Raw genomic sequence first — 13,625 nt, forward strand, 5'->3', positions numbered from 1 at the left:
ATTATACAAATACCTTGATGCCGAAGGCGGCTTGAAGATGATGAAATGTCACAATCTTCGATTCGCTAACGCCACAAGATTAAACGATCCTTTTGACTGTCATCCCAGTTTGATAGACTTCTCTAAAGTTCCTGCAGAAAAATGCAAAAGATGGCCAGCACATTTAATTGAGGAATTAGAGTCTTGCCAATATAAAAACCTGCGCAAGCGTACTTGGATTTGCAGCCTCTCTAAAGTCTATGACTCCTTGCTTATGTGGTGCTTTTACAGCAGTTACAGCGGTGTCTGTATCGGCATCGATATGGAAAAAGCGGAGAAGTACCTCTCTCAAGTAATGAACGGGGTCTATTTTGGCACACAACAATTAGAAGTACAGTACAAAGACATTGTCAATAAACCGGATTTCTTTCACAAAATCGACATGATTAATTACACCCGTTACCAGCTGTCAACAAAAGCTAAGGAATGGGAGCATGAAAAAGAAGTTCGCTTGTTGCTGACAGATCCATTAGTTGGAACAATTCCTTCAGAATATTCAGAAAGTGCTAAAAAGGAAGACGGTTCGGTTGATTATGAAGATGTCCGCTTTTATCCAGTTATAGGGAGAGAATGTTTTTGCGAACTCTATCTCGGTATCAATGTGGAAAAAGACAAACAGGATGAAATTCTGAAAGTCGCGCGATGGCTTAATCCTGAAATGAAAATTTATAGGATGACTGTTGACCCTGATGCTTTTAAGTTGAAGCCCGTGTTGATTCAATAAAAAGTTATATTAACACCTAAACTGCAAGGAATTCCGATGCGAAAGAAACCGTCAGAACTGGATTTTGAAGAATACATCCGTCAGGTCGAGCCCGCCAAGCGGGAAAAGTCCTACGCGTGGTCTACGGCTATTGGCTTGCAGCAGGTTGATGGCCTGACGCCTTCGGATTATCTGCTCGAAGTCGCCAAGAAGAACATCGAAGGGGAAATTTCCCTGAACAAGGCACAGGCGCTTATCGATTCTTATTACGAATCGAAGACGGAGCGCTCCGACGATGAAGACGAAACTGAAGAAGCCGACAAGGTTTCGACTCGCATTGCGCAAATTTTGAGTGAAAAGTCGTTCAATTTTTCACCCTCTTTTTTGATTGCCATTCACAAGCGCCTTTTCGAGGGAGTGTTCAAACATGCTGGAGAAATCCGCAAGTACGATATTTCCAAAAAAGAATGGGTACTGAACGGAGATTCCGTAATGTACGGGGCATCGTTTGAATTGCGGATGGCTCTGGATTATGATTTTGAGCGCGAACGTGAATTTAGCTATAGCAATTTAAGCATGAATGAAATCGTCCGTCATCTGGCGTTTTTCGTGTCGCGTCTTTGGCAGATTCATGCCTTCGGTGAGGGCAATACGCGTACCACGGCGGTTTTTACCATCAAGTATCTGCGTTCCATGGGCTTTAAAGTCGGAAACGACATTTTCGCCAAGAATTCGTGGTATTTCAGGAATGCGCTCGTCCGCGCCAACTACAAGAATGTGCGAAAAGGAATCCAGCAGGAGCCGGAATATCTTGAGAAATTCTTCCGTAATTTGCTGATGGGCGAACACAACGAACTGAAAAACCGCTACTTGCATGTTGACTACAAGAAAGTCAAGGGCAAAACTGCGACTGAAAAATTGAAGAAAACTGAGACGGCCAAAAAAGTGCAGACGAAATGTCACAGCAAAAATGTCACAGTAAAATGTCACAGCAAAATGTCACAGCAAAATGTCACAGTAAAAATCAGTGAGCGCCAGAAACAGATTCTAGACATCGTGAAAGGGAATCCGAATGTTTTGCAAACGGAACTAGCTGAACGCTTTGGCGTCCGGCGAGAGACCATCTACCGTGACATGAAAAAGCTCGTGGATGCGGGAATTCTTAGTCGCTCCGAATCAGACAAAAAATGCACATGGAAGGTGGTGAAAAAGTTTTAGAGGGCAAATGAAGATTTTTTAAGGTGCCAGATTGGATCCTTAAAGCCTTACCGCGCAGGGAATAGTCCTGCGCTATAAAAAGCTATAAAAAAATTGTATATCCCGAAATATTGCACCGCTTAGGTGCAATTTGTATTTTTGCTTGTCACACTTTTAACTCTGTGAGTCACCACTAAACGTTTTTCTACACGACAAAATGTCCGAAGTCAAAAAAATTCTTGCAAAAGATTTCTACAAGATTGATTCCCAAAATTCAACGCTACTCGATGTCCGCGAAACGAGTGAAGCCATCGTGCGCCCTGTAAATGGTGCGCTGCAGGTTCCGTTCTTTGAATTGTCCAAGAAGATTGATAGCATCCCGAAAGACAAGCCTGTTTACGTATTCTGTTCTACAGGAGACCGTTCCGAACAAGTTGCCGAAATTCTCGCCGATCGCGATTATGACGTGTACAATGTAGAAGGCGGGCTTGATGCCGTCCCGAAAATTCACTTCGTTGATGCCAAGGGTCTCAAGTGCCCGGGCCCCATCGTGAAGGTGGACGAAGCGGTCAAAAGTGTGTCCGTTGGCGAAGAAGTTCAGGTGGAAGCGACCGAGAAAGCATTCTTCTCGGATGTGGATGTCTGGTGCCAGCGTACCGGCAACGAGTTGAAATCGCTTTCCGAAAAAGACGGCGTAATCTATGCGACCATCGTAAAGCGCGACGCACCCAAATCTCTTGAAAATCGTGAATTTGAGCATGGCAAGACTTTTGTCGTTTTTAGCGGCGATTTGGACAAGGCGATTGCCTCTTTCATTATGGCGAACGGAGCTGCCGCCATGGGACGCCCGGTTACCATGTTCTTCACCTTCTGGGGAGTAAGCATTTTGCGCAGGCCCGAAAAGGTGCGCATCAAGAAATCGCTCATCGGAAAAATGTTTGGGTTCATGATGCCCCGCGGTTCCAAGAAACTCGGACTTTCGCGCATGAACTTTGGCGGAATTGGCGCAAAGATGATTCGCGCGGTCATGAAGCAGAATGGAGTGTCTTCGCTGGAAGAATTGATTGAAAGCGCAAGGCAGAAGGGCGTGAAGTTTGTCGCCTGCCAGATGTCGATGGAACTCATGGGCATCACAGCCGAAGAGCTGATTGACGGCGTTGAACTCGGCGGCGTCGCGACGATGCTCGGTTCCACTGAAAAATCCGACTTGACATATTTTATTTAAGGTCCCGTTATGATAAACAGACAGACTGCTCTTGAAATTTTGAATGCAAACGCAGATTCGTTACCGAACTTGATTGAACAGGCATATCAGCTGCGTACCAAGTACAAAGGCAACCGCGTAAGCATCCAGTTGCTCACCAATGTCCGCAGCGGAAACTGCACGCAGAACTGCGCCTATTGCGCCCAGTCGCGCGATTCTGCAGCTCCGATTGAAAAGTACCGCTATGTAGAAGACAAGAAACTTTACGGCGACAACGATCTCGTTGACGAAATGCATTTGGCGAGACACTGTATCGGGCTCAGCGGCATCCGTTTTGCGGACGACGATATCGAAAAACTTGCCGAGCGCATCCGCAAGATGAAAAAGAATGACACGCAAATCTGTTGCTCCATCGGGTTCCTGACCGAAAAGCAGGCGTTGATTCTTAAGGAAGCGGGTCTCAACCGCATCAATCACAACCTGAACAGCAGCCGTCGTTTTTACCCGAGCATTTGCACCACGCACACTTACCAAGAACGAATCGACAACCTGAAAATGATGAAGGGCCTCGGCTTTGAAATTTGCTCCGGCGGCATCATCGGCATGGGTGAAACACCCGAAGATGTCATCGATATGCTTTTCGAACTGCTTGAAATCAATCCGGATTCGGTGCCCATCAACTTCTTACTCCCGGCAGAAGGTACGCGCCTTGCGGAGCGTGATATTTCGGCGCTGACCCCCGAGTACTGTATCAAGGTGCTTTGCCTTGCGCGCCTGATGCTCCCGAAATCGGACATCCGCTGCGCCGCCGGCCGCGAAGTGTATTTCAAGGGTCACGAGAAGACGCTCTTCAAGGTAGCCGATTCCATTTTTGCGTCAGGCTACCTCACCGAAGGCGGCCAGAGTCTCGAAGAGACCTTCCGCACCATCGAGGCGGCTGGCTTCACCTGGCAAGTAGAAAGCGAATCATCCCACTAACTTCAAAAAATACTGGTGAATGCTTGTGTCGCTATTGAGTTCCGGATGGAACGAAAGCGCAATTTGGTTCTTGTAGCGAACGGCAACGATTTGCTCCAGCGCGTCGGCTCTATTTGAGCTTGCCGTACGTGAAAGGATTTCGACGCCTTCGCCGACCGATTCAAAGAAGGGCGCGCGAATAAAGGTCTGCGGCACTTTTCCGATGTGAGCGACTTCGTTTTCCGTAAAGAAGCTGCCGAGTTGCCGACCATAGGCATTGCGGCGGATAATCGCGGGGAGCGTCGCGAAATGCGCATTGTTTTCGCCGGCAATTTTTTCGGCAAGGAGGATTGCGCCGGCACATGTTGCGAGTACGGGCAGGCCTTCGGCAATTTTTTTACGAAGTGGCTCGAAAAGCCCTAAGTCGTGGAGCAGTTTTCCTTGCACGGTGCTTTCGCCACCGGGGAGCACAAGACCGTCCAAATGTCGGTTCAAGTCGCGCAACTGTCTGATTTCAAATGCTTCGGCGCCTAGCGATTCGAGGATGCGTTCATGTTCAATGAACGCCCCCTGCACCGCGAGCACGCCAATTTGCGGTTTGTTAATTCCCATTACTTCCCCCTTTCGGCCATCAGCAGCGCGATTTCCTGTTCGTTGATACCGACCATGGCTTCACCCAAGTCTTCAGAAAGCTTGGCGATAAGCTTTGCGTCGGTATAGTTGGTGACGGCCTGTACGATGGCGGCGGCACGCTTGGCGGGGTTACCTGACTTGAAGATTCCAGAACCTACGAAAACGCCTTCGGCACCGAGTTGCATCATGAGGGCGGCATCGGCGGGGGTGGCAACACCACCGGCAGCGAAGTTCACCACGGGAAGTTTCTTGTTGTCGTGAACGAAGCGCACCAGATCGTACGACACCTGGAGTTCCTTGGCGTGATTGAAGAGCTCGTCTTCGCGCATGCTCGAGATGCGGGCGATTTCCTGGTTCATCAGGCGCATGTGTCGTACGGCCTGGACGATGTCGCCCGTACCCGGCTCCCCTTTGGTACGGATCATCGATGCGCCTTCTTCGATACGGCGCAGCGCTTCGCCTAAGTCCTTCGCGCCGCACACGAACGGAACGTCAAATTCGCGCTTGTTGATGTGGAAAATGTCGTCGGCAGGAGAAAGCACTTCGCTTTCGTCGATGTAGTCGATCTCAATGGCCTGCAAAATTTGCGCTTCGGCAAAATGACCGATACGGCATTTGGCCATGACCGGGATAGAGACGGCGTCCTGAATACCTTTGATCATCTTGGGGTCGCTCATGCGCGATACACCGCCCGCAGCACGGATATCGGCCGGGATGCGTTCCAATGCCATCACGGCGGCGGCACCTGCGGCTTCGGCGATTTTGGCTTGTTCGGGGGTTGTCACATCCATAATGACACCGCCCTTGAGCATCTGGGCAAGATTCTTATTGAGTTCGTAACGGTTCTGGTCAGACATGTAAATCTCCTTGGTTGTGGAATGGTTTAATTTCAGGCTGTAATTTAAAACATTCGCTTGACCTGCACAATATTCAGTTTTTTACTATTTTTATAAGGTCAGTTAAATATCAGATTAGCAATACTAATAAGGTCAGTTTCATGTTCACTTACGATATGTCCAAGGCGGGAGCAAATAGCCTCTACCATTACCTTTACCAATGCATCAAAAAAGATATCGTAAGCGGAAACGTCCTTGCCGAAGAACAGCTCCCTTCCAAACGAAACCTCGCGCAGAATCTCGGCATTAGCGTCGTGACCGTTGAAAACGCTTACGCCCAGCTCCTCGCTGAAGGCTACATTTACTCGCTCCCTAAAAAAGGCTTCTTTGTCGCAGACATAAATGCCGCGGCTAATGCGCAAGTCCATCGGATTCGCAAGAAATCTCGCACACGCAGGCTCCTCGCAGAACCCTCCGATGAATCAGAACATATCAACCCGAAATATATCGCTGACTTCGCAAGCAATGGTGCCGACATCGAGGCATTCCCCTTTACCACTTGGGCAAAAATCACTCGCGAGGTCCTTTGCGAAAGGCAAAGTGATTTGCTGCAAGTTTCTCCGGGAATGGGCTCGCTAGAACTTCGCCGAGCCATTGCCCGCATGCTCCGCGAATTCAGAAATATCCAGGTATCGCCCGAACAGATTGTCATTGGCGCCGGAACTGATTACCTTTATGGCTTGCTAGTACAATTGCTCGGATTTGACAAGTGCTATGGCGTAGAAGACCCGGGATGGAGTAAAATATCAAAACTGTACAGCCAATACGGTGTCAAGGTGAGTCACATTCCCATTGCGGCGGAAAGTTTCGTAGACTCCGTCAAGAAATCTGACGTTGATGTCGTTCATATTTCGCCGGCGCACCATTTTCCGACCGGGATGGTGATGCCTGTCGGCGAACGCTATCGCCTGCTCAGTTGGGCTGCCGAATCCCCAAATCGCTACATCGTTGAAGATGACTATGACAGCGAATTCCGCATGACCGGAAAACCCATTCCCGCGTTACAGAACATCGATGTCACCGAAAAGGTGATTTACCTGAATACCTTTTCCAAGACGATGACTTCTGCGATTCGCCTCAGTTATATGGTGCTCCCGCCGCATCTTGCCGAGAAATTCCATAACAAACTTTCGTTCTATTCGTGTACGGTTTCGAATCTGGACCAGTATGTGATGGCAAAATTCATCGATCTCGGTTACTACGAGACGCACATCAACCGCATGCGCAACCTGTACCGAGCCAAGCGCGACATGCTCCTTTCGGCTATCCGCAAGAGCAAGCTTTCGAACGTTGCCCGAATTTACGAAGAAGATGCCGGGCTCCACTTTATCTTGGAAGTGAACACGAAATGTTCCGATATTGAATTCTGCAACCGCGCCCGATTCCGTGGGGTAAACATCCGCGCTCTTTCGGAGTATTATTTTGAGGCGAAGCCATCGCAGCATAAGTTTGTCGTGAACTACTCGTCGGTAGATAAAGCGAGCATGCAAAAAGCAGTGCAGATACTCGCGAGCCTTTGCAACTAAAAAGTTTAATGTTTCAAATCGCAAGCAGCCTGTTCGTAGTCAATGAGCTGCGTAATGGTCGGGTGTGTTCCGCAAACGGCGCAGTCGTCGTTATGACTCGGGAGCTTTACTTTACGGAATTCTGCTGTGAGCGCGTTGTAGGTGAGTAAGTGGCCTGTAAGTAAATTACCCACTCCAAGAATATACTTGATTGCTTCCATCGCCTGCAAACTTCCGATTACGCCTGCAATTGCCCCAATCACGCCCGCCTCTTTGCAGGTCGGCACAGAACCTTTCGGGGGCGGTTCCTCGAAAATACAGCGATAGCAAGGGCCTTGTTCGGGCACGTATGTCATCAGCTGCCCCTGAAATCCGACAATGCCTGCATGCGAGAAAGGCTTCTTTGCCATGACGCAGGCGTCATTAATCAAGAACTTCGTCGGAAAATTGTCGGTGCCGTCAACGATAAAATCGTAATCCTTAATGAGGTCGAGAATATTTTCGCTCGTCACGAAAGTATGATAAGTAATCACCTTGACATCAGGGTTCATTGCCTCCATGGTTTCTTTCGCAGATTGCACCTTGGGCTTACCCACATCTTGCGCGGCATGAATAATCTGACGCTGCAAATTCGAAAGGTCAACCACATCGGCATCGGCAATGCCGATCGTGCCCACGCCGGCGGCGGCAAGGTACATGGCCACAGGAGCGCCAAGACCACCCGCACCAATGACGAGTACCTTCGCGTTCAAGAGCTTCTTTTGGCCTTTTACGCCGACATCTTTAAGAATAATGTGGCGTGAATAGCGTTCCAATTGCTCGTTGGTAAATGCCATTTTGGGGATTATCCCTTCAATCACACGTACTTCGAGAGCGTTACGACATCTTCGCCGCTCCACGTGTAAAGCGCAAGCAGGGGCTCGTCGCTTGTTCGCATCGAATGTACGTGATTTGATGGATGCAGAATAAATTCGCCCGGGTTGCGAACTTTTGAAACGCCGTCTAAAGTCCACTCGGCATGTCCCGAAAGCACCACGTAAAGTTCCGTGGCAGGGTGGTAATGCGCCGGATAAAACGTGTTCTTGCCCAAGAGCGTAAAGCCGTAGCAAAAATGATCGTCATGAAAAGGCGCTTCGGGCCCGAGAATTTCGCCCCAGCCCATTTGATTGCCCAAATCAGGCATGTCGGGGCGCGGCTCGTAATTATACTTCCACGGCAAAAAAGGGAGCGCAGGCTTTAATGCGTTCAGCACGCGCTCCGTTTCGGGGCTACCAAATTGAATCGCCTCTTCAATCCAGCGAATCAACGGAGAATCGCTTTTTTCGAAAATCCCACTCGGGGCAGGGATTTCACGCGCTACAAACTTGGCTGCCTCTTGACCGATATCATCGTCAATTTGGGCGCGTTCATTCAGAAATCGCTTCGATTCTTCAATTAAACGGGCGATAAAATCTTGCATCAAAATACACTCGTTTTACTTCAAGCTTGATTTCAGTACGGCAACCGTATGGCCGATCACTTCGCCCTTTAGGAATGCTTCGTAAGCTTCTTTAGCAGTAAGCTTCGAAGATTCAAGCGACTTTTCGATTTCGAAAGCGTTCTTGCCGGATTCCTTCACCGAAATGTTGGCGAATGCTTTTTGCAAGTCGCTTGCGCGGTAGAATCGGAACGGCCCGAGGCCCGCCTTTTCTTGAGCGGCGTAGCCCGAAATCACGTCTTCAGGTTCCGCTTGCACCTTCCAGGAATAAGTAAAGATTTCAGAAGAAAGGCCTGCCAATTCGCCGAGCTTGATAAACGCACTGAGCGGCACGCGGCCACCGAGTGTAGAATAGACTGCACCCTTGTCGGCCAAGTAATCGCGGGCCTGCTTGAGCGCCAGATAATGCAAATCCAGCATTTGCTCATGCACGAATTCCGGAATCACTTCGACGCGCTTTTCCAGGTAATGGCCGCTGTTTCGTTTGTCTTCAATCTTGGTGTTATCGGTTAACGGAACATTGGGCAAGTTCTCATAAATCACGTCGTAACGGCGCTTGCCATTTTGAAGAGGCTGCAACAGGTCGCCTGCGCCGAATTCCAACTCAACCGAATCTGCATCTTTCAAATTCTTCTTGATATTTTCGGCCGCGGCGTTCACCACACTTTTCTGCAAATCGGTAAAGCCCACGCGTTTTGCGCCCAAGAGTTCAACGCCCGTCAGGACATCGATTCCAGAACCTGTACCAATCGAAGCGAATGCTTCCACATCGTGCCCCAGGTTTTCACGAATCAGTTTGAACGCGGGAGCCGCAATGTAAGCGACCCAATCACTAGTAATATCTTCGGTCTTTGGCAAATAGGCGTGATCCGTTACAGCCACGGAAAGGTAATCTTGAACATGTTTCGGTGCTTCTTCTAAAGCCAGATACTTTTTAACATCAACTAAAATACTCATTTATAGGTTGCCTCACTTTTTTTGAGTGCAAATATAGATGTGGACTATAACTGTGTCCAATACAAAATTTCTAGCACTTGCTATCAATTTTTTATATAAGTAAAAAGCCCGTTTTTCCTTGACAAGGTTTATGCATTTATGTAGATTTATGCATAGAAATTCAAACCACGTTTTTTCAGCGCTTGGGAATGCTCAAAAATGCGACGTTCTTTTCGGTGCTGTTAACAAAAGGAGCCTTATACAATGGCACATTATCTCTTTACTTCTGAATCGGTGTCCAAGGGACACCCCGACAAAGTTTGCGACCAGATCTCGGATGCAATTCTCGACGCCTGCCTCGCCCAAGACCCGAACAGCCGCGTGGCTTGCGAAACGCTCGCCAACACCGGTCTCGTTGTGATTTCCGGCGAAATTACCACCAAGGCCGTAATTGACTACCAGCAGATTGCACGCAAGACTATTAAGAGCATCGGTTATGTGAACCCGGAACTTGCTTTTGATTATAAGGGTTGCTCCGTACTCGTTGCAGTGGACAAGCAGTCGCCCGATATCGCTCAGGGTGTTGACGCCAAGGCCGCCGAAGGCAAGGAAGATGACAAGCAGGGCGCAGGAGATCAGGGCATGATGTTCGGTTACGCCGTGAACGAAACCAAGGAACTGATGCCGCTTCCGATTAGTCTTGCTCACAAGCTCATGGAAGAAATCCAGAACCTCCGCGAATCCGGCAAAATCAAGTGGCTCCGCCCCGATGCGAAATCGCAGGTGACCGTCGAATATGACGAAAATGACAAGCCCGTGCGCGTCGATACCGTGGTGGTCAGCACGCAGCACGACGAATTCGTGAACGGCAAGGAACTCAAGCATTCGACCATCGAAAAGGAAATCATCGAAAAACTCATCAAGAAGGTGATTCCCGCAAAGCTTTTGGACAAGAAGACTCGCTTCCTCATCAATCCGACGGGCAAGTTCGTGATTGGTGGCCCGCACGGTGACTGCGGCCTGACCGGTCGTAAGATTATCGTGGACACCTACGGCGGCATGGGTCGTCACGGTGGTGGTGCATTCAGCGGCAAGGACCCGAGTAAGGTCGACCGCAGCGCTGCTTACGCCGCACGCTATGTGGCAAAGAATATTGTCGCCGCAGGCCTTGCAGACCGTTGCGAAGTTCAGCTCGCTTACGCCATCGGTTATTCCAAGCCGGTGTCTGTGCTGGTGAATACGTTCAAGACTGGCAAGATTGATGACCGCAAGATTGAAGAAATCGTGAAGAAGACCTTCGACCTTTCTCCGGCCGGCATCGTGAAGATGCTCGATTTGAAGAAGCCCGGCTACCAGGCAACTGCCGCGCTTGGCCACTTCGGTCGCACCGGCGCCCGCTTCACCTGGGAAAAGACGGACAAGGCAGCCGCACTTAAGAAGTTGGCCAAGATCTAAGCGAACTCTCTCTAGTAAAAAAATTAAGGCTCGTCATTGACGAGCCTTTTTTGTATACAAAAAACACCCTCGGCAACTAATGCTGCCGAGGGGTTCCTGCGCGGAGAGTAGTGCACAGGAAATTTAGGAGTACAATTTATTACTTATTCCAGTCAACTTCATGGTAGATTTTTTCGGTGAATTCGTCGGCGTTCAGCTGCAGGTATCCGACTTTATGCAGCAAATCTGCGAAGTAATGCAAGTCGGCTTTCAGGTTGCGACCGCTCTTGATTTTCTGTTCAGGAGACTGGTATTCGTACGACTTGATGAGTGCAGTTGCGAATTCCTTGTCTTCGATAGCGGAGTGCTTGCCAGCCTGCATGAGTTCCACGGTTTCTTCCGGATGTTCGCTGATCCAGGTGTGAGCCTGTTCGAGAGCGCGGAGGAGAGCCTTGATTTTTTCCGGTTCCTTTTCCAGCAGGACGCCTGAAACATAATAGAAGCAGCAATAGCGACCTGCGAAAACGGGGTCCGTTGCCAAATCCATCAGCACATCGGCGCGGCCGTCAACTGCGGCAAGGCTTCCCAGCGGATCCCAAAGCGAAACCGCTTCGACCTGCCCACGTTCCAAAGCCTCGAGCGCCAAGTTGCCATCGGCATAGGGCAAGAATTGCACATCGTTTATAGCAGAAACGCCGTTTGCTTCAAGCCAAAGTGTTGCGGCCTGATGCGGAGTGGCGCCAATAGCGTTCACGGCGATCTTCTTGCCTTTCAAACCTTGAGCGTTACGAATCGGCGAGCCCTTCTTGACAAGCAGATGAATGCAACCGATATGGAATCCTTCGACCACCTTAATATTCACGCCGTTTTCGACGGACTGGAAAAAGGCGAAGTCGGAGTTCGTAATCGGATACGTTCCGTTGTTGAGCCCGATTTTACGGGTTTCCGCATTTGCCGACACGAATTTCACATCGACACCTTCTTTAGCAAAGAAACCTTTTTCTTTGGCGACAAAGAACGGCGCAATGCAAAGGGTGCCATCGGAAACGGGGATTTCGACCGTGCCGAATTTAAAAGCAGATTCTTCGTTTTTTTCGGTCTTTTCAGTTTTTTCTTCTTCGCAAGCGATGAGTGCAAAACCCAAAGAGAAAATAAAGAATGCAGAAAGCAGTATTTTGATTTTATTCATGTTATACACTCCTGTTATGGTTGAATTAGTACATCTTTTAATACGTATGTTTTTTCTTGTGTCATTTCAGCGAGAGTTCCTGAGATACCTTCACGGCCAAAGCCGCTCATTTTGTAACCACCAAAAGGTTGTTCAATATGTCGGTAGTTCCCTGAGCCGTTAATAACAACGGCGCCGCATTGAAGGCTTGCTGCAATGTGCATCGCTCGATCTACAGATTTAGTCATAACGCCCGCTTGAAGCCCGTACCTTGACGCATTGGCGATTTTGACAGCATCTTCATCTGTTTTGAACGTGATAATCGGAAACACTGGCCCAAAGACTTCCATATCTTTCGCAATGTCCATATCAAGCGTTACATCATCTAAAATGGTGGGTTCAAAATAGGTGATATTATAGGCGTGCCCGCCACAAATTAATTTTGCCCCCTGCTCAATGGTCTTTTGAATTTGCGATTCAACCTTTTGGGCGGCATTTCCATTTATCAAGCAACCGTATTCCGTTTCGTCATCCTGTGGACTTCCGTGTTTGATTTTGGACAGAGCCTCCAACAGTTTTTTTATAAAAAGGTCGTGGATAGATTCGTGAACAAGGAAACGCTTTGAAGAGCAACAAGTTTGTCCAGCGTTTTCAAGTCGCCCTTCAACGGCAGCGGCAATCGCTTTCGAAATATCGGCGTCGTCAAGCACGATGAATGGATCGTTTCCGCCCAATTCCAAAAAAACTCGTTTGAGTGTTTTGGCGCCGGTTTCTGCCAACGAAATTCCCACTTCTGTGCTACCAGTGAGGGAAATTGCGTTTACTTTGGGGTTTTCCGCAAGGATTTTTCCGACAACTTCGCCAGAGCCGGTTATAATTTGCAGTACGTTTCCCGGAATTCCCTGTTCTAAACAAAGGGCAACTAATTTTATTAATGTAAGAGGATTATCGCTTGCTGGCTTAACAATGACGGCGTTTCCTGTAGCAAGAGCGGCCGCCATTTTGTGAGCGACAAGTAAAACCGGGTAATTGAAGGGCGTAATGCAGGCTACAACTCCGAGAGGCTCATGACGGGTGAAGAGAATGTCTTTTTCGATTCCCTTTTGGGAATCCGTCAAGGTCTTTCCATAATGATGAGCGGCGGCTTCTGCATATCCTCGAATTGTTTGTGCACTAACGCGTATTTCTCCACGAGCTTCCTGAATGATTTTTCCCATTTCCCGTGAAAGGCTTTGTGCAAGATCTTCAAGATGTTCTTCAATGGCGTCTGCACAACGGCTCAATATACGGACGCGTTCATGAGTAGGCGTATTTGCCCAAATGCGCTTTCCTGCTTGCGCTGCATCAATCGCTTGGTAGACATCGCTTGCAGTTGCTTTGGGTACGATATCAATGAATTCCTGTGTCGCGGGATTCAAGATGCGAATAACGCCACGGTCAGAAGCGTCCGCTCGTTTTCCATCAATTATCATTTGC

General features: G+C 48.8%; 13 protein-coding genes. 6 read left to right on the forward strand and 7 right to left on the reverse strand.

Going from position 1 to position 13,625, the window contains the following annotated elements:
• Positions 1 to 37 precede the first annotated feature (37 nt).
• The 4 genes from BUA40_RS02440 to bioB all read left to right on the forward strand — a co-directional run bounded on the left by BUA40_RS02440 (position 38) and on the right by bioB (position 4,121).
• A complete protein-coding gene (locus BUA40_RS02440; protein WP_072798348.1) occupies positions 38 to 763 on the forward strand; it encodes a DUF2971 domain-containing protein in 726 nt (241 codons plus the stop codon).
• A gap of 36 nt (positions 764 to 799) precedes the next feature.
• Positions 800 to 1,960, forward strand: coding sequence for a Fic family protein (locus tag BUA40_RS02445; protein WP_072797932.1), 1,161 nt, complete (start codon positions 800 to 802; stop codon positions 1,958 to 1,960).
• Between the two features lie 196 nt (positions 1,961 to 2,156).
• A complete protein-coding gene (locus BUA40_RS02450; RefSeq protein ID WP_072797935.1) occupies positions 2,157 to 3,164 on the forward strand; it encodes a DsrE/DsrF/DrsH-like family protein in 1,008 nt (335 codons plus the stop codon).
• A gap of 9 nt (positions 3,165 to 3,173) precedes the next feature.
• Positions 3,174 to 4,121: a biotin synthase BioB gene (bioB, locus tag BUA40_RS02455; RefSeq protein ID WP_072797937.1), complete on the forward strand. Its 948-nt coding sequence runs from the start codon at positions 3,174 to 3,176 to the stop codon at positions 4,119 to 4,121.
• Here the strand turns inward: bioB and pdxT are convergent.
• Entirely contained in the window at positions 4,110 to 4,712 is a 603-nt protein-coding gene (gene pdxT, locus BUA40_RS02460; protein WP_072797940.1) for a pyridoxal 5'-phosphate synthase glutaminase subunit PdxT, read from the reverse strand. The genes bioB and pdxT overlap by 12 nt on opposite strands.
• Positions 4,712 to 5,590, reverse strand: a complete 879-nt coding sequence (gene pdxS / locus BUA40_RS02465) for a pyridoxal 5'-phosphate synthase lyase subunit PdxS (RefSeq protein ID WP_072797954.1) — start codon at positions 5,588 to 5,590, stop codon at positions 4,712 to 4,714. The genes pdxT and pdxS overlap by 1 nt, the downstream gene beginning before the upstream one ends.
• Positions 5,591 to 5,730: 140 nt before the next feature.
• On the opposite strand from pdxS, the gene BUA40_RS02470 reads away from it, so the two are divergent.
• Entirely contained in the window at positions 5,731 to 7,155 is a 1,425-nt protein-coding gene (locus BUA40_RS02470; protein WP_072797957.1) for a MocR-like pyridoxine biosynthesis transcription factor PdxR, read from the forward strand.
• A 5-nt stretch (positions 7,156 to 7,160) separates the two neighbouring features.
• Here the strand turns inward: BUA40_RS02470 and thiF are convergent, their stop codons facing one another.
• Genes thiF through BUA40_RS02485 form a run of 3 tightly spaced genes read right to left on the reverse strand, consistent with a single transcriptional unit; the run spans position 7,161 to position 9,568 of the window.
• Positions 7,161 to 7,970 (reverse strand): thiazole biosynthesis adenylyltransferase ThiF, encoded by an 810-nt coding sequence (thiF, locus tag BUA40_RS02475; protein WP_072797959.1) that lies wholly within the window; start codon positions 7,968 to 7,970, stop codon positions 7,161 to 7,163.
• A 20-nt stretch (positions 7,971 to 7,990) separates the two neighbouring features.
• A complete protein-coding gene (locus BUA40_RS02480) occupies positions 7,991 to 8,593 on the reverse strand; it encodes a dimethylsulfonioproprionate lyase family protein (RefSeq protein ID WP_072797961.1) in 603 nt (200 codons plus the stop codon).
• A 15-nt stretch (positions 8,594 to 8,608) separates the two neighbouring features.
• A complete protein-coding gene (locus tag BUA40_RS02485; protein ID WP_072797964.1) occupies positions 8,609 to 9,568 on the reverse strand; it encodes a 50S ribosomal protein L11 methyltransferase in 960 nt (319 codons plus the stop codon).
• Positions 9,569 to 9,811: 243 nt separating this feature from the next.
• Here BUA40_RS02485 and metK point away from each other — a divergent pair, with 243 nt between their 5' ends.
• Entirely contained in the window at positions 9,812 to 11,002 is a 1,191-nt protein-coding gene (gene metK, locus BUA40_RS02490) for a methionine adenosyltransferase (protein WP_072797966.1), read from the forward strand.
• A gap of 139 nt (positions 11,003 to 11,141) precedes the next feature.
• Here metK and BUA40_RS02495 read toward each other — a convergent pair whose 3' ends face one another.
• Together BUA40_RS02495 and BUA40_RS02500 are read right to left on the reverse strand one after the other, a co-directional pair.
• A complete protein-coding gene (locus BUA40_RS02495; RefSeq protein WP_072797967.1) occupies positions 11,142 to 12,170 on the reverse strand; it encodes an ABC transporter substrate-binding protein in 1,029 nt (342 codons plus the stop codon).
• A 14-nt stretch (positions 12,171 to 12,184) separates the two neighbouring features.
• Positions 12,185 to 13,621, reverse strand: coding sequence for an aldehyde dehydrogenase family protein (locus tag BUA40_RS02500; protein ID WP_218588178.1), 1,437 nt, complete (start codon positions 13,619 to 13,621; stop codon positions 12,185 to 12,187).
• Positions 13,622 to 13,625 lie beyond the last annotated feature (4 nt).

Origin of the sequence: Fibrobacter sp. UWT2 (genome assembly GCF_900142545.1) — a bacterium.
In the GTDB taxonomy this organism is placed as follows: domain Bacteria; phylum Fibrobacterota; class Fibrobacteria; order Fibrobacterales; family Fibrobacteraceae; genus Fibrobacter.